The 23676-nt window shown below is 69.8% G+C and carries 21 protein-coding genes and 1 tRNA gene; 16 read left to right on the top strand and 6 right to left on the bottom strand.

The window, feature by feature from the left end; translation table 11 throughout:
* Positions 1-47 precede the first annotated feature (47 nt).
* Complete coding sequence (locus tag C8K38_RS23005) at positions 48-539, top strand: MarR family winged helix-turn-helix transcriptional regulator (RefSeq protein ID WP_097213706.1); 492 nt, start codon at positions 48-50, stop codon at positions 537-539.
* A gap of 62 nt (positions 540-601) precedes the next feature.
* Here the strand turns inward: C8K38_RS23005 and C8K38_RS23000 are convergent, their stop codons facing one another.
* Genes C8K38_RS23000 through C8K38_RS22990 form a run of 3 tightly spaced genes read right to left on the bottom strand, consistent with a single transcriptional unit; the run spans position 602 to position 3734 of the window.
* Entirely contained in the window at positions 602-1738 is a 1137-nt protein-coding gene (locus C8K38_RS23000) for a sulfotransferase family protein (protein WP_097213705.1), read from the bottom strand.
* A gap of 21 nt (positions 1739-1759) precedes the next feature.
* Entirely contained in the window at positions 1760-2542 is a 783-nt protein-coding gene (locus C8K38_RS22995) for an SDR family oxidoreductase (RefSeq protein ID WP_097213704.1), read from the bottom strand.
* 7 nt (positions 2543-2549) lie between these two features.
* A complete protein-coding gene (locus tag C8K38_RS22990) occupies positions 2550-3734 on the bottom strand; it encodes a hypothetical protein (RefSeq protein WP_097213703.1) in 1185 nt (394 codons plus the stop codon).
* A 91-nt stretch (positions 3735-3825) separates the two neighbouring features.
* Here C8K38_RS22990 and C8K38_RS22985 point away from each other — a divergent pair, with 91 nt between their 5' ends.
* The 9 genes from C8K38_RS22985 (at position 3826) to C8K38_RS22950 (ending at position 12364) form a co-directional block, all read left to right on the top strand.
* The gene (locus tag C8K38_RS22985) at positions 3826-4797 is read left to right on the top strand and encodes an IclR family transcriptional regulator (protein ID WP_097213702.1); all 972 of its coding nucleotides are present in this window, start codon (positions 3826-3828) and stop codon (positions 4795-4797) included.
* 96 nt (positions 4798-4893) lie between these two features.
* On the top strand, positions 4894-5820 hold the full coding sequence (gene cysD, locus C8K38_RS22980; protein ID WP_097213701.1) for a sulfate adenylyltransferase subunit CysD: 927 nt from the start codon (positions 4894-4896) through the stop codon (positions 5818-5820).
* Positions 5820-7682, top strand: coding sequence for a sulfate adenylyltransferase subunit CysN (gene cysN, locus C8K38_RS22975; protein ID WP_097213700.1), 1863 nt, complete (start codon positions 5820-5822; stop codon positions 7680-7682). Before cysD ends, cysN begins: the two co-directional genes overlap by 1 nt.
* Positions 7679-8836 carry a 3'(2'),5'-bisphosphate nucleotidase CysQ gene (locus C8K38_RS22970; protein ID WP_097213699.1) on the top strand — a complete coding sequence of 386 codons (1158 nt, stop codon included), beginning with the start codon at positions 7679-7681 and terminating at the stop codon, positions 8834-8836. Before cysN ends, C8K38_RS22970 begins: the two co-directional genes overlap by 4 nt.
* A 7-nt stretch (positions 8837-8843) precedes the next feature.
* Positions 8844-9878 carry a TIGR03617 family F420-dependent LLM class oxidoreductase gene (locus tag C8K38_RS22965; protein ID WP_097213698.1) on the top strand — a complete coding sequence of 345 codons (1035 nt, stop codon included), beginning with the start codon at positions 8844-8846 and terminating at the stop codon, positions 9876-9878.
* 129 nt (positions 9879-10007) lie between these two features.
* Entirely contained in the window at positions 10008-10847 is an 840-nt protein-coding gene (locus C8K38_RS22960) for an SDR family NAD(P)-dependent oxidoreductase (protein WP_097213697.1), read from the top strand.
* Positions 10848-10898: 51 nt separating this feature from the next.
* A complete protein-coding gene (locus C8K38_RS27865; protein WP_257017752.1) occupies positions 10899-11030 on the top strand; it encodes a hypothetical protein in 132 nt (43 codons plus the stop codon).
* A 3-nt stretch (positions 11031-11033) separates the two neighbouring features.
* On the top strand, positions 11034-11999 hold the full coding sequence (locus C8K38_RS22955; RefSeq protein WP_097213696.1) for a winged helix DNA-binding domain-containing protein: 966 nt from the start codon (positions 11034-11036) through the stop codon (positions 11997-11999).
* Positions 11996-12364: a nuclear transport factor 2 family protein gene (locus C8K38_RS22950; RefSeq protein ID WP_097213695.1), complete on the top strand. Its 369-nt coding sequence runs from the start codon at positions 11996-11998 to the stop codon at positions 12362-12364. Before C8K38_RS22955 ends, C8K38_RS22950 begins: the two co-directional genes overlap by 4 nt.
* 135 nt (positions 12365-12499) lie before the next feature.
* On the opposite strand, the gene C8K38_RS22945 is transcribed toward C8K38_RS22950, so the two are convergent.
* Positions 12500-12575 (bottom strand) — tRNA-Arg (locus C8K38_RS22945).
* Positions 12576-12711: 136 nt separating this feature from the next.
* On the opposite strand from C8K38_RS22945, the gene C8K38_RS22940 reads away from it, so the two are divergent.
* Positions 12712-15129 carry a phosphoketolase family protein gene (locus C8K38_RS22940; RefSeq protein ID WP_097213694.1) on the top strand — a complete coding sequence of 806 codons (2418 nt, stop codon included), beginning with the start codon at positions 12712-12714 and terminating at the stop codon, positions 15127-15129.
* 19 nt (positions 15130-15148) lie between these two features.
* Here C8K38_RS22940 and C8K38_RS22935 read toward each other — a convergent pair whose 3' ends face one another.
* Both C8K38_RS22935 and C8K38_RS22930 read right to left on the bottom strand, forming a co-directional pair.
* A complete protein-coding gene (locus tag C8K38_RS22935) occupies positions 15149-15928 on the bottom strand; it encodes a DUF305 domain-containing protein (protein WP_097213693.1) in 780 nt (259 codons plus the stop codon).
* Between the two features lies 1 nt (position 15929).
* Entirely contained in the window at positions 15930-16850 is a 921-nt protein-coding gene (locus tag C8K38_RS22930) for a DUF3105 domain-containing protein (RefSeq protein WP_097213692.1), read from the bottom strand.
* A 122-nt stretch (positions 16851-16972) separates the two neighbouring features.
* Here C8K38_RS22930 and argS point away from each other — a divergent pair, with 122 nt between their 5' ends.
* Genes argS through thrB form a run of 5 tightly spaced genes read left to right on the top strand, consistent with a single transcriptional unit; the run spans position 16973 to position 23398 of the window.
* Complete coding sequence (gene argS, locus C8K38_RS22925; protein ID WP_097213691.1) at positions 16973-18625, top strand: arginine--tRNA ligase; 1653 nt, start codon at positions 16973-16975, stop codon at positions 18623-18625.
* Complete coding sequence (gene lysA / locus C8K38_RS22920) at positions 18622-20049, top strand: diaminopimelate decarboxylase (protein ID WP_097213690.1); 1428 nt, start codon at positions 18622-18624, stop codon at positions 20047-20049. The genes argS and lysA overlap by 4 nt, the downstream gene beginning before the upstream one ends.
* Positions 20042-21355: a homoserine dehydrogenase gene (locus C8K38_RS22915; protein ID WP_097213689.1), complete on the top strand. Its 1314-nt coding sequence runs from the start codon at positions 20042-20044 to the stop codon at positions 21353-21355. The genes lysA and C8K38_RS22915 overlap by 8 nt, the downstream gene beginning before the upstream one ends.
* On the top strand, positions 21348-22436 hold the full coding sequence (gene thrC, locus C8K38_RS22910) for a threonine synthase (protein WP_077042250.1): 1089 nt from the start codon (positions 21348-21350) through the stop codon (positions 22434-22436). The genes C8K38_RS22915 and thrC overlap by 8 nt, the downstream gene beginning before the upstream one ends.
* Positions 22437-22465: 29 nt before the next feature.
* The gene (thrB, locus tag C8K38_RS22905) at positions 22466-23398 is read left to right on the top strand and encodes a homoserine kinase (RefSeq protein ID WP_097213770.1); all 933 of its coding nucleotides are present in this window, start codon (positions 22466-22468) and stop codon (positions 23396-23398) included.
* Positions 23399-23676: the final 278 nt, after the last annotated feature.

Genomic DNA, 23676 nt, shown 5'->3' with positions numbered 1-23676 from the left:
GTGCGTACGCACGCAACTGATGGGGTGGATCCGGTTAGACTGCCCCGGTGGCAGCGACACGGAATTCCAGGAGGCGTCACCTGGAGACGAGCGCGTGGGGCGCGCTCCTGCAGGTCCATGCGCGGCTGGTTCCCGAGCTCGACGGCGACCTGAAACGCACGACCGGGTTGCCGCTGGCCTGGTACGACGTGCTGCTCGAACTGGCGGGAGCGAGCGGCACCGCGCTACGCATGAGCGACCTCGGGGAGCGGGTGGTGCTCAGTCGTACCCGCGTCAGCCGCCTGGTCGCCGAGATGGAGACCCACGGGCTCGTACAGCGGGACGCGAATCCGGACGATCGAAGGTCGGCGTTCGTGACGATCACCGACGCAGGCAGGCGCCGATACCGTGAGGCCGCGCCGATCTACCTGCGCGGCATCGCGGAGCGCTTCGCGGACAGGCTGGACGACGAGGAACTCCGCGCGATCACGGCTGTGTTGCAGAAGGTCCTCGAGCCGGCAGCCGCCACCGACGACCGAGCCGGGTCCCGGCCGACCTGACCGCCGGTACCCGCCGAATCGGTGGTCGCGGCGCCACCCGTGGACGCCGCGACCACATCCGGTCAGGCTCCGAAGCGTTCCTCGACCTCGGCGGCGGTGAGCCCGAACTCCTCGAGGGTGTACTTGTGGGCGGGCCGCCGGTCACCGGACCGGCTCTCCTCGTGCATCGCCTCCATCGCCTGCTGGGCCTGCGTCGTCAGCGGGAGGTCGAAGCGGGTGTAGATCCCCTCGACGGTGCCGAGCGGGTCGGCGACGAAATCCTGGTAGTCGACGTCGATGAACTGGGCCGGATCGTGCTGGGCCCGTGCGGCGTTGAACTGCTCGAGTCCGCGCGCCCACAGCTCGAGCTGGCTACGGCCGATCACCTCGCCCGTGAACTTGTTGGACCAGCCGGCGGTCGCCTGCTCGGCCAGGCTGCACACGGACGGGATGATCGTGCTCGGCGCGCGGTGGGTCTGCACGATCAGCGCATCGGGGTACACCGCGAGCAGCTCGTCGAGCGCGAACAGGTGGCTCGGGTTCTTCAGCACCCACCGGCGGTCCCGATCCGGCAGGCCGATCAGCTGCAGGTTCTTCTTGTGCCGCGCATAGGCATTGGTCCAGTCCTGCCCCTCGAGCCACTTCGAGTAGGTCGGCAGGTTGGCCAGGCACTCGTAGGACACCGACTTGAAGGTCTGGCGCAGCAGCTGCCAGCACTCCTCGACCTCGGCGGCCGACATGTAGTGCACGCCCATGAACTCGGGGTGCTCGATGTGGTGCTTGCTGAACTGGGCCTCGATGCCCTGGAAGACCGGGTTCGACTCCCAGGTCTCGCGCGGCGGACGCGGCTGCGGCATCTCGGTCAGCCACATCTCCAGGCCCTGGTGCGCGGGATCGACGGTCAGCAGCCGGTGCAGCGCGGTGGTGCCGGTCCTGGGCAACCCGGTCACGAAGATCGGCCGCTCGATCGGCACGTCGGCGTGCTCGGGGTGCTGCTTCCACGCGGCCTCGCTGAGCAGTCGCGCGACCAGGGCCCCGCGCAGGAAGACGCGAGAGATCTTGCTGCCGAACGGCGTCAGGTCCTCGTCGCTCGCGTAGGAGTCGAGCAGGACTCCGAGCGCCTCGGTGTAGTCGTCGGTGCCGAAGTCGGTCAGGCCGGTCATCCGGGTGGCCGAGGCGTGCAAATCCTCGACGGTCCCGACGGTGGTGCGTTCAGTCATGGTGCTTCGGTGGCCCTTCGCCTAGTGGTGGAACTCGCCGCAGTTGACGTCGAGGCACTGGCCGGTGATGGCGCTGGCCATCGAGGAGGCCAGGAAGATCACGGCGTCCGCGATCTCCTCCGTCTCCGGCAGCCGCTTGAGGTCGGTGGCCGCCGCGGTGTGCTCGTAGATCTGCTCGACGGTGATCCCGAACTTCTTCGCCTGGTGCTCGAAGTACTGCTTGAGGGTGTCGCCCCAGATGTAGCCGGGCGCGACCGAGTTGATCCGAATCCCCTTGGGGCCCAGCTCGGTGGCGAGCGATTGCGACATCGCCAGCAGGGCGGACTTGGCCATCTTGTAGCTGCCGTAGCGTTCCTGCGAGTGGCGCAGCACCATCGAGTTGATGTTCACCACCGCGCCCTTGCTCTCCTCGAGGGCGGGGGTGAACAGCTGGGTCAGCCGCAACGCGCCGAGCACGGTCAGTTCGATGCTGTCGCGGATGTGCTGGTAGTCGGTGCGCGCGAGCGGCTTCATCGACGGAACCGAGAATGCGTTGTTCACCAGGACGTCCACCTTGCCGTAGGCGTCGACGCTAGCGGCGACCAGGCCCTCGGCGGAGGCCTGGTCGGTGATGTCGGTTTGCACCGTGACCGCGCGCCTGCCGAGGTCGGTGACCTCCTTGGCCACCTCGTCGAGCCGGGACTGGGTGCGGGCGGCCAGCACCAGGTCGGCCCCGGCGGCGGCGCACCGCAGCGCGAGGGTGCGGCCGAGCGCGGGTCCGACACCCGAGATCACAACGACTTTGTCCTGCAAGAGATTTGTCATGGTCGTACTACCCCAGCATCCGGTTGGCGACGGCGGCCTGGCGCGCGGCGATGCGGGCGGTCCAGTCCTCCGGCGTGATCTTGTTCTGTTCGTGGAAGGGCAGTTTCGCGGCGACCTCGTCGATGCCGACCACCTCGACGGTGGGGCCGTCGGCCGGGGTGAACTCCCGTGAGGTGCGCTGCCAGCGGAACTGCAGGATGCCTCGTGGGTGGCCGACGGTCTCGATCCAGTTGGTGACGCCGGGATTGCGCTCTGAGACCACCATGCGGATCATGCCGTCCGGGTCTGCCTGCGCCTGGGTGTTGTTCAGCGAGGTCTGGTGTCCTGTGTAGTCCAGCGAGATGTACCACATGCTCCCGAGCTGGAAGCCCTGGTAGGGCGCATCGGACTTCGGGACGGTGATGATCATCGCCTGGCCGTCGGCGAGTTCGTAGTGCCCGACCGAGGAGAACTGGGTGGCCAGGCCGCCCGGCGTCAGCCGCGGCTCGGTCATCGTGTTGACCGGCAGCTTGAGGTAGAACCACTCCGGGAACTGCAGCCACGTCTTGACGCGGCTGACCAGGGCCTTGCCGGCGCGGGCGAAGCGCTTCGCCGTCTCCTCGGGCGTCAGCGGGTCGAACGGGACGCCCCTGCGGTCCACGCGCTCGACGCGGATGGTGCCCCGGCGCTGGGACCAGTCGCTGTAGACCTCACGCACCACCAGCTGTGACGCGCCCGGCGCGAGCGTGAAGTGGTTGCGGCGCCCGGCGTTCTTCTCGGCCCATGCCCCGCCCGCGGGCCCGAACCGGACCTCGAAGTTGCCGTCGGCGTCGATGTCGATGTCCCGGTCGTCGAACGCCGATGCGCTGCCGGGCACGTTGGAGTCGGTGTAGTTGCCACTGAGCACCTGGAAGCTGAGGTCGCAGGTGGTGCCCCGGGTTCCGGTCACGACGTACTCGGCGTCGTCGTTGACGCGGGTGCCGAAGTACAGGGTGTCGGGGTTGTCGAGGCCCATCTTCGTGTACGGACCGGTGCCCTGGATGAAGCCCGGATGCGTCTTCTCGGTGGCCCACGCGGCGTGCACGGTGGCCAGGATCCCGCCCGCGAGGTACTGGTAGCCCTCGAGCAGGTCCTGTTCGGACCGGATGTGTGGGGCGGCCTCGACCAGCTTCTCGGCCTCGGCGATGGCCTCGGCCAGGGGTTCTGTCAGCACTCCCGCTCCTCGCGTTCAAGTGGTACAAATATGTACCTAGGTGGTAGACCGGTGATGGTCCGACAATAGAACGTGTTCTAAGGAGTGGTCAATGGCTGAGGAGCAGGACACCGTCGCCGGGCGTCGCTCGCCCCCGACCGAGCGGGTGGTGCAGGTCCTCGACTACCTGGTCGCCCGCCAGGAACAGCGCTTCGGCCTGTCCGAGCTGGCCCGCGCGCTCTCGATCAGCAAGCCGACCTGCCTGGGGATCCTCTCCGCCCTGGTCTCCGGTGGATATCTCACCCGCGATCCGGCGTCGAAGACCTATGGGCTCGGCCCCGCGCTGATCGCCGCCGGGCGGGCGGCGCAGCGGGGCTTCGCGGTCGGCCCGATCGCGCGCACGCACCTCGACCGCCTCGCCGCCGAGTTCGGGGCCGTCTGCACGGCGTCCGCCGTGGTGGGTGACCGGATCATGATCCTCGAGGTGGCCACGCCTGCTGGGATGAAGGGCGGACGGACCGCCGTCAAGGTCGGGCAGGCGTACCCGTTCGCGCCCCCGGTGGGGCTCATGTACGTGCTGTGGAGCGCCGACGACGACCTGAAGGCGTGGCTGAGTCGCGAACCGACGCTGCCGGTGGTGCTCGATCGCGACCTGTTGCGCGAGGTCGTCGAGGACTGCCGCGATGCGGGCTACCTCGTCGAACGGCTGACCCCGATGGGGCGCAGGCTCTTCTCGCTGATGCAGGGCGTCGCCGGGCAGGACCTGCCGTCCGAGATCCGCGAGCTGCTCGGCGAGATGGTCTCGAGCCTGGGTGAGCGGGTGTATCTGGGGCGCGAGCTCGCCGCCGACGCGGAGTATCCCGTGAGCCTGATCGCCGCGCCCGCCTACGACGCCGACGGGCACCAGTCGCTGGTCCTGACCCTGGACGTGGGCTCGTCGATCAGCGGCGCCGAGATCGAACATCGCGGAAAGGCCCTAGCGGCGGCGGCCGACGCGGTGACGGCGGAGGTGGGTGGGCGGTGGCCGGACCGGCGCGCGGATCCGGGGCCGGCGTCCATCGGCGGGGGGATTGACCCGACCTAGAACACGTTCTATTGTCGGCTCAGACTTCAATTTCGAACCGCCCCGGTACAAAAATGTACCGATGGCTCGGACCCCGATCCAGTCGAGGAGCCGCACATGACAACCCGACACGCACCACCCGCCTACGAGCTGTCCCACCTGGGCGCGCTCGAGGCGGAGGCGGTGCACATCTTCCGTGAGGTGGCCGCCACCTTCGAGCGCCCCGTCCTGTTGTTCTCCGGGGGCAAGGACTCGGTGGTGATGCTGCACGTCGCCGCCAAGGCCTTCTGGCCCGCGCCGCTGCCCTTCGCGGTGATGCACGTCGACACCGGCCACAACTTCGACGAGGTGATCGAATTCCGGGACCACGTGGTCGAGGAGTTCGGCCTCCGCCTCGTGGTCTCGCGGGTGCAGGACGACATCGACGCGGGCCGCGTCACCGAGGAGCAGGGGCCCCGCGCCAGCCGCAACCGGCTGCAGACGCACGCGTTGCTGCGCGGCATCCGCGACAACGAGTTCGACGCGGTCTTCGGCGGTGCCCGCCGCGACGAGGAGAAGGCGCGCGCCAAGGAGCGGGTTTTCAGCTTCCGCGACGAGTTCGGGCAGTGGGATCCGCGCGCGCAGCGGCCCGAGCTGTGGAACCTCTACAACGGCAAGCATCGCAAGGGCGAGCACATCCGGGTGTTCCCGCTGTCGAACTGGACCGAGCTCGACATCTGGCAGTACATCCTCGAGGAGCAGATCGAGCTGCCCGCCATCTATTACGCACACCGCCGCCAGGTGGTGCCGCGCGACGGAATGCTGCTGGCGCACACCAGGTTCCTGACACTGCTCCCGGGGGACGAGCCGTACGAGGAGCTCGTCCGGTTCCGGACCGTCGGCGACGCCACCTGCACCGGCTGCGTGGAGTCCTCGGCGGCAACGCCGGCCGCCGTCGTCACCGAGGTGGCGGCCAGTCGCATCACCGAGCGCGGGGCCACCCGCGCCGACGACCGGATCTCCGAGGCCGGGATGGAAGACCGCAAGAAGGAGGGGTACTTCTGATGTCGCAGTCCCACCACGCCCTGCAGCTGCTCCGCGTCGCCACCGCGGGCAGCGTCGACGACGGGAAGTCGACGCTGATCGGTCGGCTGCTCTACGACTCCAAGTCGATCTTCGAGGATCAGCTCGAGGCGGTCGAGCGCAGCAGCCGCGAGCGCGGCGACGAGTACGCCAACCTCGCGTTGCTCACCGACGGGCTGCGCGCCGAGCGGGAACAGGGCATCACGATCGATGTCGCGCACCGGTATTTCGCCACCCCGCACCGCAAGTTCATCATCGCCGACACCCCCGGTCACGAGCAGTACACCCGCAACATGGTCACCGGGGCCTCCACCGCGGACCTCGCGCTGATCCTGGTCGACGCGCGCAAGGGCGTGCTGGAGCAGACCCGCAGGCACGCCTTCCTGTCCACCCTGCTCGGGATCCCGCACCTGGTGCTGTGCGTGAACAAGATGGACCTGGTCGACTGGTCGCAGGAGCGCTTCGAGGAGATCAAGGAGGAGTTCCGGCAGTTCGCGATCAAGCTCGACGTGCACGACCTGACGTTCATCCCCGTCTCCGCGCTCAAGGGCGACAACATCGTCACCCGCACCGAGAACATGCCCTGGTACGAGGGCTCGTCGTTGCTGCACCACCTCGAGGACGTGCACATCGCCTCGGACCGCAATCTCATCGACGCGCGGTTCCCGGTGCAGTACGTGATCCGGCCGCAGCGCCAGACCGATGCCGAGCTGCACGATTTCCGCGGCTATGCGGGCACCGTCGCCAGCGGCGTGTTCAAGCCCGGCGACGAGGTCGTCGTGCTGCCCTCGGGCTTCACCTCCACGGTCGAGGCCATCTTCGGCCCCGGCGGCACGGTGATCGAGGAGGCGTTCGCGCCGTCCGCGGTGACGATCTCGCTCGCCGACAACCTGGATGTCAGCCGCGGCGACGTGCTCTGCAGGCCGAACAACCGCCCGCAGGTCGGCCAGGAGATCGACGCGATGGTCTGTTGGCTCACCGAACAGTCCTCGCTCTCCGAGAACACCCGGTACACCCTGCTGCACACCACCAAGTCCACCAAGGCGCAGGTGGTCCGGCTCGACTACCGGCTGGACGTCAACACCCTGCACCGGGACGAAGTCGCGCAGTCGTTGTCGCTCAACGAGATCGGACGGATCCAGCTCAAGACGCAGCAGCCGCTGCTGTTCGATCCGTACCGTCGCAGCCGGGTGACCGGCAGCTTCATCCTGGTCGACGAGTCGTCGGGCAACACCGTCGCGGCCGGGATGATCCTCGGGCCGACGCTCAAGGAGTCGAAGGTCGTCTGGCATGCCGCGTCGGTCTCCCGTGCCGAGCGCGCCACCAAGGGCGCCACGGTGTGGCTGACCGGGCTGTCCGCGTCCGGGAAGTCCACGGTCGCCGTCGAACTCGAGCGACGGCTGGTGGCCTCCGGGGTGCCCGCCTACCGGCTGGACGGGGACAACCTGCGGCACGGGCTCAACTCCGACCTCGGCTTCGGTGCCGCGGACCGGGCCGAGAACGTCCGGCGGGTCGGCGAGGTCGCCCAGCTGCTCGCCGATGCGGGAATGGTCGCGGTCGCCTCGTTGATCAGTCCGTACCGGGAGGACCGAGACCGGGTGCGGGCCCAGCACCTCGCGGCAGGCCTGCCGTTCATCGAGGTGTTCATCGACACCCCGATCGAGCAGTGCGAGGCCCGCGACCCGAAGGGCATGTACGCCAAGGCGAGGGCGGGCGAGATCACCGGCTTCACCGGCGTCGACGACCCGTACGAGGCGCCGACCGACGCCGAACTGGTGCTGCGCCCCGAGGACGGCGATCCCGTCGCCCAGGCCGCCACGATCATGGAGTATCTGAACCGATGACGACCGATGCCGCGCTCGCGGGCGAACTGGCCACCCGTGCAGGCCAACTGCTACTCGAGCTGAGGAACCGCGAGCTGGGCGAGACCCCGCTCGAGAAGACGCAGGCGCGCGAGCTCGGGCGCAGGGGCGACAAGGAGGCGAACACGCTGCTGCTGGGATTGCTCGGGGAGCGGCGGCCGCACGACGCCGTGCTGTCCGAGGAGTCCGCGGATGACCGTGCCCGCCTGGACAATCCGCGGGTGTGGATCATCGATCCGCTGGACGGCTCGCGGGAGTACGGGCTGCCGGGACGGCCGGACTGGGCGGTGCACGTCGCGCTGTGGGAACGCGGCGCGGGGATCACGGCCGCCGCCGTCGCCCAGCCGGCGCTTGGCGAGGTCTACGTGAGCGGGTCGGCACAATCTGTGGACCCGGCGGGGCGGGCCCGCCCCCGTCTTGAGTCGACGACGCGGCCGCGGCCGCGAATAGTGGTCAGCGACAGCCGCCCTCCCGAGTTCATCGGGGCGCTCGCCGAGCGGATCGGCGCCGACGTCGCGCCGATGGGCTCGGCCGGTGCCAAGGCGATGGCGGTGCTGCGCGGCGAGGCCGATGCCTACGTGCACGCCGGTGGCCAGTGGGAGTGGGATTCGGCGGCCCCCGTCGGGGTGGCGCTGGCGGCCGGTCTGCACTGCTCGCGGATCGACGGGACACCGCTGGTCTACAACGAGGCGCACCCCTACCTGCCGGACCTCGTCATCTGCAGGCCCGAGCTGGCCCGGCCGCTGCTCGACGGGATCGCCGCGCTGACCGGTGCACCCGCCGACAGCCCCCGGGTGGCGATGGCGCGCGAGTACCTCAGCAGCCTGGTCACCCACGACGCGAGCAAGGTGCGGCTGGCGGCGGACTGCTTCCGGGTCGAGAACGGCCAGCGGACGGGCGATTCCGGGCCGGAGATCATCGCCGAGCTGGAGCACGGCGACCAGTACAAGCCGATCACCGGCATCCGCGACCTGGAGTTCCGGGAATGGGGGCCGAACGTGGTGGCCCGGTTCCTGCTCGACATGGGCGCGGGCGAGCACGTCATCACCGTCGCGATCACCGAGCACTTCTCGGTGCCGGGCGGGGAGATCGAGTCGATCCTGGCGATCATCGAGCCGCACCCAGCGGCCGGGTGACGGCGGCGTGAAGGTCTTCACCGGAGCGGATCCGCGGATGGGGCTCGGCGACGTCGGCGCCTACGCCCGGCGGGTCGAGGCCGCGGGCTACGACGGCATGCACGTCTCGGAGACGGTGCACGATCCGTTCCTGCTCGCGCTGATCGCGTTGCAGAGCACCTCCCGGATCGTGGTGCGGACGTCGGTCGCGCTGGCCTTCGTCCGCAGCCCGCTGCTCACCGCGTACACGGCATGGGACCTGGCGAGGATGTCCGGGGGCCGGTTCCACCTCGGCCTCGGCAGTCAGATCAGGCAGAACATCGAGCAGCGGTACGCGATGCCATGGGCCGAGCCTGCGGCGCGGATGGCGGAGTACGTCCACGTGGTCCGGGCGGCGTTCGAGACGTTCCGGACCGGGACGCTGACGCCGTTCGAGGGCGAGCACTACGGCTTCACCCGGATGCAGCCGTACTTCAATCCGCACGACGCGACCGACGCCGAGACGCCCTGCCCGCCGATCTACCTGGGCGGGGTCGGCCGCCGGATGTGCACCGTGGCGGGGGAGGTGGCGGACGGGCTGATCACGCACCCCACCGGCTCGAGCCCGTCGTTTCTGGAGCAGGACGTCCGGCCGGCGCTGGCGGCGGGCGCGGCGGCCGCGGGCCGTAACCCGGCCGACTGCGAGCTGGTCGCGGGGTTCCAGGTGATCACCGGCGAGACGCAGGCCGACCTCGACTCCGAGCGCGAGCGGCACCGGCGCCAGTTCGCCTTCCTGTACTCGACCCCGGAGTACCGCCGCGAGCTCGAACGCTGCGGCCTCGGCGATCTGCGCGAACCGCTGGCCCGGATGGTCCGGGCGAACGACTGGGGCCGGCTCGGGGAACTGGTCACCGACGAGGTGCTCGACGCGATGCTGCCGTCGGCGCGCTACGGGGAGCTGCCCGAGCTGATCCACGAGCGGATCGGCGGGCTCGCCGCCGCGGTCACCCTGCCGCTGCCCGCGGATCCGGCGCGCGACCGCGCTATGGCCGATGTGGTTCGGCGACTGCGCGATCTGGACTGAGCGGACCGCACGTGCGGCGCTGAGGAATGCGCATGCGCGGCGAGTGTTCCATCCATCGGGCGGATGCTGGTCCGGGTGTTCCGATGCAGCCTAGCCTCGGGGGCAATCGAACTCAGGACGGAGAGTGCCATGGAATCGGCCCAGCAGGTGTTCAACGGCAAGGTCGCGGTCATCACCGGTGCCTCGAGCGGGATCGGCGCGGGCCTCGCGCGGCACGCCGCGGGTCTCGGCATGCGGGTGGTGCTGGCCGATGTCGACGCGGAGCGGACCGAGTCGCTCCGGGCGGAGCTCACCGCGCAGGGCGCCGAGGCGGAGGCCGTGGTGACCGACGTTGCCGACCCGGCCGCGGTCGAGGCGCTGGCCGAGCGGGCCTGGCGGCGATTCGGTGGGGTGGACATGCTGGTCAACAACGCCGGGATCATGGCGTTCGGGTACTCCTGGGAGATCCCGGCGGAGCGCTGGGACGCCATGCTCCGCGTCAACATCGGCGGGTACGTCAACGGCCTGCGCGCCTTCGTGCCGCGGATGCTCGATGCCGGGACCCCGGCGTGGGTGGTCAACGTGTCCTCGGTCGGGGGCCTGCTGCCCAGCCCGCTCATGACCCCGTACAGCGTCACCAAGTTCGGCGTGCTGGCGCTCACCGAGAGCCTGCACTACGAGATGCAGATGAAGAAGGCACAGATCCGGGTGTCCGTGGTGACGCCGGGGCACGTCAAGAGCGACATCTTCCGGGCCGCGCGCCCCGGTGCGGACACCCCGCCCGAGGTGCAGGGCTTCCAGCAGTGGCTCCAGAACGACGCGGACGAGCACGGACTCACCCCGGACGAGCATGCGGAGCGGGTGTTCGCCCAGGTCGCCGAGGGGCAGTACTGGGTGGTGCCCCAGCCCGAGGCCCTCGATCCGGCGCTGCAGCCCCGCACCGACATGATCCTGGGCCGGGTCACTCCGGTGGTGCAGTTCGGCGGCTGACCCCCCGCGGCTCCGGTCGCACCCGGCCCGGTCCGCGCCTAGGGTGCTGCTGTGGACCGGGCCGGGGTTCTGCCGCGACGGATGCGAAGCCAGCACCTGTGGGGCGCTCCGCTGCGGACGGCCCCCGAGGCGCTGGGGGCCATGGTCGCCGTGCAGGCACAGGAGTACGCCTACGCGAAATAGTCTCTGGCGCAACGAACCCGGACCGTCGTCGATGCTGACGTCCGGGACGACTACGCGCGTGGCAGGATCCTGCGCACCCACCTGCTGCGACCGACCTGGCATTTCGTCACCCCGGACGACGCGAACTGGCTGCTGGAGCTGACGGCACCGCGGGTGCAGGTGGTCAACGGCCACTACCTGCGCTCGCTCGACCTCGACGAGGGCACGCTCGCGAGGACCGGCGAGCTGATCGCGGAGGCGGTCGAGGGCGGAAACCACCTCACCCGCAGGCAGATCGGCGCGATGCTGCAGGCCGCGGGCGTCGGGGCAGACGGGATGCGGCTGGGCTACATCCTGATGGCCGCCGAGCTGGACCGGGTGGTGATCAGCGGCGTGCCCAGCGGCAGGCAGCACACCTACGCGGCGTTCGGTGAGCGGGTGCCTGCGAGCGAGCCGCTGGACCGCGACGCGGCGCTGGCGCGGCTGGCCCGCCGGTACTTCGCCACCAGGGGACCGGCCACGGTCCGCGATCTCGCACGATGGTCGGGCCTGACGCTCGCCGACTGTCGGACGGGGCTCGACGCCGTCGCGGACGAGTTCCGGGTGGCCGAGGTGGAGGGGCGGTCGCTCTGGTACCCGCCAAGGCAGGACGCGGCACCACGGCCGCCCGTCGTGGACCTCGTCCAGGGCTACGACGAGTGCATCATGTCGTACAGCGACACCAAGGACTACCTCGCGGATCCCGACCTGGCCGGGCGCGGCGCGCCTGCCTACGTGCATGCGGTCCTCGTCGACGGCCTCGTGGTCGGGCACTGGAAGCACACGCTCTCCGCCCGGTCCGCCACCATCGACCTGGCGCTACACCGGACGCTGTCGGCGCCGGAGACGGCGGCACTGGACGCGGAGATCCAGCGGTACGGGGAGTTCCTGGAATTGCAGCGTGAGAAGGTTTCGGCACACGAACACCACCAACCGAAGGGGAACCCATGAATCCGGAGTCCATCGTCACCGAGTTCTGCGCGCTCTGGGCGCAGGCCGATCCCGATGCGATCGTCGAGTATTTCGCGGAAGACGCCGTTTACCACAACATCCCGATGGAACCGGTGGTCGGGAAGTCCGCGATCAAGGACTTCATCACGGGCTTCATCGGTTCGTTCGGCGGCATCGCGTTCAACGTGCACCACCAGGTGGCCAACGGCTCGATAGTGATGAACGAGCGCACCGATGTGTTCGCCATCAACGGCAAGCAGATCGACCTGCCGGTGGTAGGGGTCTTCGAGATCGCGCCGGACGGCAAGATCGTGGCCTGGCGGGACTATTTCGACATGACGCCGCTGACGGCGCTCGGCAACTAGCCGACGGGGCCGCATTGCGCTCACATTCTGTGCGCGCAATGGCGGTTTCCGCGCTTTCGCGCCACACAGTGTGAAGAGAGTCCGCTGATCGCGGCTGAGAAATTGCACCGATCCATCGATGGTTCTTGGTGATGGTGGTGCCCCCGGCAGGATTCGAACCTGCGGCCTTTCGCTCCGGAGGCGAACGCTCTATCCCCTGAGCTACGGGGGCCCGCCGAAACTTCCGGCGTGCCATTGGGCGGGGTTAGCGTAACCCACGATTGGCCGGATCCATATTTGGACCCCCCGGTTGGGTAAAGTGCCTGGTACGCACCCGGTGTCCGCCACGAATACCGAAGGGCTCGTCGATGGCCGATCAGTATTACCCCGATGCCGAACTCGACCTGGACCTGCGCTGGTGGGCCGCCGCCAACTACCTGACGGTCGCCCAGATCTACCTGCGGGACAACGCATTGCTGCGAGAGCCGCTACGCGCCGAGCACATCAAGCCGCGGCTGCTCGGACACTGGGGGACCAGTCCAGGCCTGTCCGCGATCTACGCCGTGCTCAACCGGCACATCCGCCGCACCGACGCGAACTGGCTGTACGTCACCGGTCCGGGCCACGGCGGCCCGGCGCTGGTGGCGGCGACCTACCTCGAGGGCACCTACTCGCAGATCTATCCGCAGGTCAGCGCGGATGCGGCCGGGATCGAGCGGCTGTGTCGGCAGTTCTCGGCGCCGGGCGGGGTGCCGAGCCACGTGAGCGTGCAGACCCCGGGCAGCATCCACGAGGGCGGCGAACTCGGCTACGCGCTCGCGCACGCAGCCGGAGCCGCGTTCGACCGGCCCGACCTGCTGGTCGCGTGCGTGATCGGGGACGGGGAGGCCGAGACGGGCCCGATGTCCGCCTCCTGGAAGCTGCCCGCCTTCCTCAATGCGCGCCGGGACGGGGCGGTGTTGCCGATCTTGCACCTGAACGGCGCGAAGATCGCCGGACCGACGGTCCTCGGGCGCAGCGCCGACACCGATGTCGCCGCCTACCTCTCCGGTCAGGGGTGGGCGCCCGTTTTCGTCGACGGCGACGACCCTAGGCTCGTGTTCCGCGCGCTGGCGGCCGCTGTCGATGCCGCGCACGAGTCGATCACCGCGATCCAACGGGCGGCCCGCGCCGGTACCGCCTCCGCCGACACGCCCCGGTGGCCGGCGATCGTGCTGCGCACCCCGAAGGGCTGGACCGGTCCGCACACCGTCGACGGCGTGCTGGTCGAGGGCACGCACCGGGCCCATCAGGTGCCGCTGTCGGCGGTGCGCACCAACCCCGCCCATCTCGCGCAGCTCGAGCGATGGATGCGGTCCTACCGACCGGACCGGCTCTTCGACGAGAACGGCACGCTGGCAGCCGAACTCGCGGCTCTCGCGCCCGCGGGGGACAAGCGGATGGGCTCCACCCCGTACGCGAACGGCGGGCGGCTGCGCCGGGCGCTGCCGGTCCCGCCACTAGAGCGCTACGCCCTCGACGTGCCCGCACCGGGGACGACATTCCACGAGACCACCCGGGTGCTCGGCGAGATGCTCCGCGACATCTACGCCGAGGGCACCCGGTCCGACGGCGGTGGCGACTTCCGGCTCTTCTGCCCGGACGAGACCGCCAGCAACCGGCTCGGCGCGGTGTTCGAGACGACGGACCGCTGCTGGCAACTGTCCGTCACCGACCACGACGACGGGCTCGGCCCGGACGGCCGGGTGATGGAGGTCCTCAGCGAGCACCTGTGCCAGGGCTGGTTGGAGGGATACCTGCTGGCGGGCGGGCACGGGATATTTGCGAGCTACGAGGCGTTCGCGATGGTCAGCGTCTCGATGCTGATCCAGCACGCCAAGTGGCTCCAACACGCGCGGACGCTGCCCTGGCGGGAACCCGTCTCCTCGTTGAACGTGCTCCTCACCAGCACCTGCTGGCGCAACGATCACAACGGTTTCAGCCACCAGGGCCCGGGCATGATCGACGCGGCCATCCCGTTGTCGCCCGAGGTGGTCCGGATCTGGTTGCCGCCGGACTCGAACACGCTGCTCTCGATCGCCGACCACTGCCTGCGCAGCACCGACCACGTCAACCTGATCGTCGTCGACAAGCAGCCGCACCTGCAGTACCTGAGCCTCGAGGAGGCCGATCGGCACTGCGCCGCAGGCGCTTCGGTGTGGCGGTGGGCGGGGACCGAGGAAGACGGGGCAGGCAGGCCGGACGAGCCGGACGTCGTGCTGGCGGCGGCCGGGGACGTGCCGACCCAGGAGATCCTGGCAGCGGCCGAGCTGCTGCGGGTCTGGGTGCCCTACCTGCGGGTGCGGGTGGTCAACGTCGTCGACCTGATGGCGCTGATGCCCCAGGACGTGCATCCGCACGGGTTCACGGACGAGAGCTTCGCCGAACTGTTCACCGAGGACACCGACGTGGTGTTCGCCTTCCACGGGTACTCGCGTGCGGTCCACCAATTGCTGCACGGCCGACCGAACGCGGACCGCTTCCACGTCCGTGGGTTCAACGAGCAGGGCACGACCACCACGCCGTTCGACATGGTGGTGCTCAACCGGATGAGCCGATACGACCTGGTGCTCGAGGCGCTGCGCCGCGCCCGCCGGGTGCCCCAGCGGGGCGACGAGCTCGCGCGGTACTGCCGGGCTCAGCTCGAGCGGCACCGGGACTATGTCATCGCGCACCTCGAGGACATGCCCGAGGTGCGCGACTGGACGTGGGGGTCGACCGCCCCCGCTGCGCCCACGGCGAACTGACCGTGGGCGCGGCGGACGGTCAGTTCATCGGCAGGGGAGCGGCGCCCTTTTCCTGGAGCATCGCGGTGATCCGGTCCGCCTCGCTCTGCTGGGTGTCGACCATGGTCTGAGCCAGCATCTGGACGGTCGGAACCTCCGCATGCTGTGCGCCGTACTCCATCATCGGCAGGCCGCCCTGGTGATGACGCAGCATCAGCTGCAGGTAGAGGACGTCGGCGGCCGGACCGCGGGCCTGCCGCAGCGCGGCCATGTCCTCGGAGCTGGCCATGCCGGGCATCGCGCCCGTCGACGCGGGCGCTCCGGCCTCGGAGGTCATCGTGCCCATGTCGTGGCCGGATTCCGCGTGACCGTGCCCGTCCCCACCGTGCCCGGATTCGTCCGAGTTCATCCAGGTCATGTAGTCGCCGGTCGGGAGCAGCGGCTGATTCCACAGCGACAGCCAGCCGGTCATCTGCCCGATCTGGTTCTGCTGGGTGGTCAGGATGTCGTACGCGAGGTCGCGGACCATCGGATCGGTGGCGTTTGCGATCGCGATCGCCGACATCTCCACGGCCTGGTTGTGGTGCACGGTCATGTCCTGCGCGAACCCGACGTCCACCGAGCTCGCACCCGGGTTGTCGGCGCCGCCGTCACGCAGCGGCAGGCTCGCCAGGAACCCGATGGCGAACCCGATCGCGACGGCGGCGATCAGGCCGAGCACGGCGAGGGCGGTGCGCTGACTGCGCTTGCCGCCGTCCCGTGCCTGCTCGGGTGCTTGCTGCTCGACTGCGTTCTGGTCGGCTCCGGTCTGATCAGTCATGTCAGCCAGCCGGCGCCGGTGCCGGGGCCTCGGGGACGGCGGGCGGGACCTGGAGGTCCGACAGCTGCATGCCACCGGGCAGTCCGCCTGGCGCTCCGCCGGTGCCCAGCTCGCCCTGATCCTGTGCCAGGCCCTCACCGTTCATCGGCACCGCGTCGGGGCCCGGTGCCGAGCCGTCGAACGCAGGCGGGTTGTCCGGGTCGAACGCGCCAGGGATGGTCGAGCAGCTGGCGCCGACCTCGGGGTAGACCCCGAAGTTGTTCAAGCGCAGCGCGGCGATGAACTGGCCGATCCGCGGGTCGCTGGCGTCGTCCAGCTTGAGCTGGTGTCCCCAGCTCTGCAGGGAGATCGGGGAGTCGAGGCCCGGGTACGGCGACATCAGCATGTAGGACTTGCCGTCGACCCGGTCCGCGAGCGCGTCACGCTGGTCGTCGGAGACCTTGTCCGGGTTGTAGGCGATCCACACCGCGCCGTGTTCGAGCGAGTGCACGGCGTTCTCCGTGCGGATCGCGTTCGGGTACACGATGCCGGTGCAGGTGGCCCACGTCGCGTCGTGCGGGCCGCCGTACGGCGGGGTCTGGTCGTAGGCCACCCGCTGCGTCGCGCTCACGTGCAGCGCCGGGGGGTACTCGTTCCGGACGACACCGTCGATCTCGATCGAGGGGTCCTTGTTCTCGGAGCTCGGCGCGAACTTGTCGGCCTCGGCCTTGTCCTGGTACTTCGGGAACAGATTCACCGCGAGCACGCCGATCAGGGCCAGCACGGCAATCACCGCACCGATGGTCAGCCAGGGGATGTTGCGTTGCTTGGGGAGCCCGGCCTTGGGCTTGGCGCCGCCGGCACTCTTGTTGGCGGCTTTGATGGCCTTGGCTGACTTGGCGCCCGAGTTCTTGGCGCCGCGATTTTCCGAACCGCTTGGCATCGGTGAGTGCTCTTTCGGTGGTGGGACAGTCACAGGGCGGCGGTGGGGTCCCGCCGGGGCCCCACTCTACGTTCAGTGCCTGAGCGCAGGCCGCGAACGGCCAGACCATAGGATAGATACCTGTGACTCCTGCCGACCTTGCCGAACTGCTCCGAGGGACCGCCGCGAAGGTCCTCGCCGAGCGTGGGCTCGACGCGAGCGTCCTCCCGGCGACGCTCGCCGTCGAACGCCCCCGCAACCCCGAGCACGGGGACTACGCCAGCAACGTGGCCATGCAGGTCGGCAAGAAGGCGGGCGCCAATCCGCGCGATCTGGCGACCTGGCTGGCCGAGGCGCTGACCGCCACCGACGGCATCGAGACCGTCGAGGTGGCAGGTCCGGGATTCCTCAACATCCGGCTGGCCGCGGCCGCACAGGGCGTCATCGTCGCGAACGCCATCGCCGCCGGCGAGGCCTTCGGTTCGTCCCAGGCGCTGGCAGGTAAGCGGATCAACCTCGAGTTCGTCTCCGCGAACCCGACCGGCCCGATCCACCTCGGCGGCACCAGGTGGGCCGCGGTCGGCGACGCGCTCGGACGCATCCTCTCCGCCCAGGGCGCTGCGGTCACCCGTGAGTACTACTTCAACGACCACGGCGCCCAGATCGACCGGTTCGCGCGGTCGCTGATCGCCGCGGCCAACGGCGACCCGGCGCCCGAGGACGGCTACGCGGGGGCGTACATCTCCGACATCGCTGCGGAGGTCGTCCGGCAGCGGCCGGACGCGCTCGCGCTGCCCGCCGACGAGCGTCAGGAGACGTTCCGGTCCATCGGTGTTGCGCTGATGTTCGACCACATCAAGAAGACCCTGCACGAGTTCGGCACCGACTTCGACGTGTACTTCCACGAGAACTCGCTCTTCGAGTCGGGTGCCGTCGAGACGGCGGTGGCGACCCTCAAGGCGTCCGGGAACCTCTACGAGGAGGACGGCGCCTGGTGGCTCAAGAGCACCGACTTCGGTGACGACAAGGACCGGGTGGTCATCAAGAGCGATGGCAACGCCGCGTACATCGCAGGCGACATCGCCTACTTCCAGGACAAGCGTTCGCGCGGCTTCGATCTGTGCATCTACATGCTCGGGGCCGACCACCACGGCTACATCGGCAGGCTCAAGGCCGCCGCCGCCGCGTTCGGCGACGACCCGGACACCGTCGAGGTGCTGATCGGTCAGATGGTGAACCTGGTCCGCGACGGCGTCGCGGTGAAGATGAGCAAGAGGGCGGGCACCGTCATCACCCTCGACGACCTGGTCGAGGCGATCGGCGTCGATGCCGCCCGGTACGCGATGATCCGGTCCTCCGTGGATTCGAGCCTGGACATCGATCTCGAGCTGTGGACCAGCACCACCAGCGAGAACCCCGTCTACTACGTGCAGTATGCGCACGCCCGGCTCGCCTCGCTGGGCCGCAACGCGGCCGAGCTGGGCATCTCCACCGAGAACCCGAAGCTGGAACTGCTCACCCACGACCGGGAGGGCGACCTCATCCGGACCATCGGCGAGTACCCGCGGGTGGTGGCCGCGGCGGCCGAGCTGCGGGAGCCGCACCGGATCGCCCGGTACATGGAGGAGCTGGCCGGCACCTACCACCGCTTCTACACCGACTGCCGGGTGCTCCCGCAGGGCGACGAGCCCGCGGGCGATCTGCACACGGCCCGCCTGGCCCTGTGCGCGGCGACCCGCCAGGTCCTCGCCAACGGCCTCGCCGTGCTCGGCGTCAGCGCACCGGAGCGAATGTGAGCGCGCATCCGGCGGGACCCAAGCACGCCGAGATCCCGCACGCGCCCGGACTGCCGCCGCGGCCGGAGTCCGCGGCCGAGCTGACCGCACTGCCCGCCGCGGTCTGGCCCCGCAACGCCGCCCGCGGCGAGGACGGCGTGGTCCGGCTGGCCGGGGTGGCTGTCACCGAGCTGGCGGAGCAGTACGGCACGCCGCTGTTCGTCATCGACGAGGACGACTTCCGGTCCCGGTGCCGTGACATGGCCCGTGCCTTCGGCCCCGCCGGCAAGGTGCACTACGCCTCGAAGGCGTTCCTCTGCGGTGAGGTCGCCCGCTGGGTCGCCGAGGAGGGACTGTCGCTGGACATCTGCTCCGGCGGCGAGCTGGCAATCGCGCTGCACGCGAACTTCCCGGCCGAGCGAATTGCCATGCACGGCAACAACAAGTCCGTCGCCGAGCTCGAGGCCGGGGTGGCCGCGGGTGTCGGGCACATCGTGCTCGACTCGACCCAGGAGATCGATCGGCTGGACCGCGTCGCCGGTGCGCACGGCGTGGTGCAGGACGTGCTGATCCGCGTCACGGTCGGCGTAGAGGCGCACACCCACGAGTTCATCGCAACCGCTCACGAGGACCAGAAGTTCGGGTTCTCGCTCTCGGACGGATCGGCACTGGACGCCGTCCGCCGCGTGTTCGCCACCGAGAACCTGCGGCTGGTAGGGCTGCACAGCCACATCGGCTCGCAGATCTTCGAGGTCGACGGGTTCGAGCTCGCCGCGCACCGCGTGATCGGGCTGCTCCGCACCATCGTCGCCGAGTTCGGGGTGGACAAGTCCTCGCAGATCTCGATCGTCGATCTCGGCGGCGGGATGGGGATCTCGTACCTCGCGACCGACGACCCGCCGCCGGTGGACGACCTGGCGGCCAAGCTCGCGCACATCGTCGCCACCGAGTCGGCGCTCGCCGGACTGCCGGTGCCGACCCTCGCGGTCGAGCCGGGCCGGGCGATCGCGGGACCGGGCACCGTGACCCTGTACGAGGTCGGCACGGTCAAGGATGTTCGCTTGGGTGCCAACGCAACCCGGCGATACATCAGCGTGGACGGCGGGATGAGCGATAACATCCGCACGTCGCTGTATCAGGCCGAGTACGACTCGCGTCTGGTCTCGCGCGACAGCGTGGCCGACCCGGTCGTCGCCCGCGTGGTGGGGAAGCACTGCGAGAGTGGCGACATCGTCATCCGGGACGCCTGGATGCCGGAGGACGTCAACGCGGGAGATCTGCTCGCGGTCGCCGCCACTGGCGCATACTGCTATTCGATGTCCAGCCGCTACAACCTGCTCACCCGGCCTGCCGTGGTCGCGGTGCGTGACGGTCAGTCCCGACTGATCTTGCGCAGGGAAACAGTGGAAGATCTGCTCAGCTTGGAGGTACAGCAACATGACTGAACCGAGTGGCAATGCCGCGATCGGTGTGGCGGTCCTCGGCCTCGGCAACGTGGGCAGTGAGGTCGTGCGAATTCTGCGCGAGCACGCCCGCGAGCTCGAGGCGCGGGTCGGCGCACCGGTGGTGCTGCGCGGCATCGCGGTGCGCCGGATCGAGGGTGACCGCGGGGTTCCGGCCGAGTTGCTGACGACCGACGCGGACTCTCTGGTCACGCGCGCGGACGTGGACATCGTCGTCGAGGTGATCGGCGGTATCGAGGTGCCGCGCAAGCTCATCCTCGCCGCCCTCAACTCGGGCAAGTCGGTGGTCACCGCGAACAAGGCGCTGCTGGCCGACTACACCGGCGAGCTCGCCGAGGCGGCCGAGAACAAGAGCGTCGATCTGTACTTCGAGGCCGCGGTCGCGGGCGCGATCCCGGTGATCCGCCCGCTGACCCAGTCGCTCGCGGGCGACCGGGTCAACAAGGTCGCCGGAATCGTCAACGGCACCACCAACTTCATCCTCTCCGCGATGGACGAGACCGGCGCCGATTACGCCGACACGCTCGCCGAGGCGGGCCGGCTCGGCTATGCCGAGGCCGATCCGACCGCGGACGTGGAGGGCTACGACGCCGCGGCGAAGGCCGCGATCCTCGCGTCGATCGCGTTCCACACCCGGGTCACCGCCGCCGACGTGTACCGCGAGGGCATCTCGAAGATCTCCTCGGCGGACCTCGAGGCGGCCAAGTCGCTGAACTGCACGGTCAAGCTGCTCTCGATCTGTGAGCGGATCAACGGCGCGGACGGCTCCGAGCGGATCTCGGCCCGGGTCTACCCGGCGCTCGTCCCGCTCGATCACCCGCTCGCCTCGGTGAACGGCGCGTTCAACGCGGTCGTGGTCGAGGCCGAGGCCGCGGGACGGCTCATGTTCTACGGACAGGGCGCCGGTGGCTCGCCGACCGCCTCGGCCGTGATGGGCGACCTCGTGATGGCGGCCCGGAACCGGGTGCACGGCGGCCGCGGTCCCCGTGAGTCGAAGTACGCGGACCTCAAGATCGCGCCGATCGGCGAGATCCCCACCCGTTACTACGTCAACATGCAGGTCGCGGACCGTGCGGGCGTGCTGTCGGCGGTCGCGGCGGAGTTCGCCAAGCACGACGTCAGCATCTCGACGGTCCGTCAGGAGGGCATGGGCAACGGCGCCGGGCTGATCGTGGTCACCCATCTGGCGACCGACGCGGCCCTGTCCGAAACCGTTGCGGCCCTCGGCAAGCTCGAGTTCGTGACCGCGGTCACCAGTGTTCTCCGATTGGAAGGTTCCAGTGAATAGCCCCCGCCTGCACACTCCCGTTCACACCCCCTGGCCGGGGCTGATCGAGGCGTACCGCGATCGACTCGCCATCGGGCCGAACTGGAAGACGATCACGCTGCGCGAGGGCGGCACCCCGCTGCTGCCCGCCGCCCACCTGTCCGAGATCACCGGTTGCGAGGTCCACCTCAAGGTCGAGGGTCTCAACCCCACCGGGTCGTTCAAGGACCGCGGCATGACCATGGCCGTCACCGACGCGCTCGCGCGGGGCCAGAAGGCCGTGCTGTGCGCCTCGACGGGCAACACCTCGGCGTCGGCCGCGGCCTACGCGGCCGTCGCGGGCATGACCTGTGCGGTGCTGGTGCCGCAGGGCAAGATCGCGATGGGCAAGCTCGCCCAGGCCGTCATGCACGGCGCGAAGATCATCCAGGTCGAGGGCAACTTCGACGACTGTCTCGAGCTGGCCCGCAAGACCACCGCGGAGTTCCCGACCATCGGTCTGGTGAACTCGGTCAACCCGGTGCGCATCGAGGGGCAGAAGACCGCGGCGTTCGAGATCTGCGACGCGCTGGGCAAGGCGCCCGACATCCACGCCCTCCCGGTCGGCAACGCGGGCAACATCACCGCGTACTGGCGTGGGTACTCGGAGTACTACGCGGACGGGATCACCTCGGTTCGCCCGCGCATGCTCGGCGTGCAGGCGGCGGGCGCGGCTCCGCTGGTGCACGGCGCCCCGGTCAAGGACCCGGAGACCATCGCCACCGCCATCCGGATCGGCTCGCCCGCGTCCTGGGACGGTGCCGTCGCGGCCAAGGAGGAGTCGAACGGCGTCTTCCGCGCCGCCACCGACGAGGAGATCCTCGAGGCCTACCGGCTCATCGCCCGCACCGAGGGCGTGTTCGTCGAGCCCGCGTCGGCGGCGTCGGTGGCCGGCCTGCTCGCCGCGCACAAGGAGGGCTGGCTGGACGCCGGGCAGACCGTGGTGTGCACCGTGACCGGTAACGGACTCAAGGATCCCGACACCGCGCTCGCGGGAATGCCTGCTGTGCAGCCGATCCCGGTCGATCCGGTGGCGGTTGCCGCGGCGCTCGAGCTCGTCTAGTGGTCGCACCGCGCATCGGAGGGAGCACGATGACTCAGACGCTGCCCGCCGGGCTCACCGTGACCGCACGGGTGCCCGCGTCGACGGCGAACCTCGGTCCGGGCTTCGACACGCTGGGGCTCGCCCTGGCGCTGTACGACGAGATCACGGTGACGACCACCGATGCGGGGCTGACGATCCGGGTGGAGGGCGAGGGCGCCGAGGACGTGCCCTGGGGCCCCTCGCACCTGGTCGTCCGTGCGATCGAGCGGGGTCTCGAGTCGATCGGCGTCTGGGCCGGCGGTCTGGACGTGGTGTGCCGCAATGCGATTCCGCATTCGCGCGGACTCGGGTCGTCGGCGTCTGCCGCGGTCGGCGGGCTCGCGGTGGCGAACGGGCTGGCGAGTAAGCTCGACCCGGCGCTGGCGCTCACCCAGGAGCAGCTGGTCCAGCTGTCCTCCGAGTTCGAGGGCCATCCCGACAATGCGTCCGCGAGCGTGCTCGGCGGCGCGGTGGTGTCCTGGTCCGAGGACACCGGCGTCGCGGACTCGCCGCGCACCTACGCCGCGGTGCGCCTGGACGTGCACCCCGACATCCGGGTGGTGGCGCTGGTGCCGTCGGAGCGTTCTTCGACGGCGCAGACGCGTGGCCTGCTCCCGGAACTGGTTCCGCACGCCGATGCCGCCTTCAACGTCAGTAGGGGAGCGCTGGCCGTGGTGGCCCTGACCAGTCGTCCGGACCTCCTGATGGCCGCGACCGAGGATCGGCTGCACCAGAACCAGCGGGCGTCCGCGTTGCCGCTGACCACGCGCTGGATCGAAACCCTGCGGCAGGCAGGCATCGCGGCGACGGTGTCGGGCGCGGGCCCCACCGTGCTGGCGCTGTCGACCAGGGCGTTCCCCGACGAACTCCGCGCCAAGGCGGAAGCGGACGGGCTCCGGGTGCTCGAACTCGGCGTCGCGGACGGTGTGCAGGTCGGTTGATCGGCTGACCGGACGCCGATACCGGCGGGTCGGTCCTTGCCCGCGGGCCGGTTGGAGGCTATCCTGAGGGTCGTTCGCCCATCGTGCGCATCAGACGCCGGTGTTCTACCAGGGCATTCACTCCGAGAATTGGCTCCCGTACCCCGGGACTGCCGAGGCAGGGGTAGACGCACCTGGCTCGATTCCCTCGCGTGATTTCCGCGGTGATCGACTTGGAACGTGCCTGTTCGAGAGGCCACGGGGGTGGACGAGCCGATAGTTCCATCCAGCGAACACGT

The organism is Rhodococcus sp. OK611 (assembly GCF_003050885.1).
Taxonomy (GTDB): Bacteria; Actinomycetota; Actinomycetes; order Mycobacteriales; family Mycobacteriaceae; genus Rhodococcus_G; species Rhodococcus_G oryzae.
This window is presented reverse-complemented; position numbering and strand designations above follow the sequence as displayed.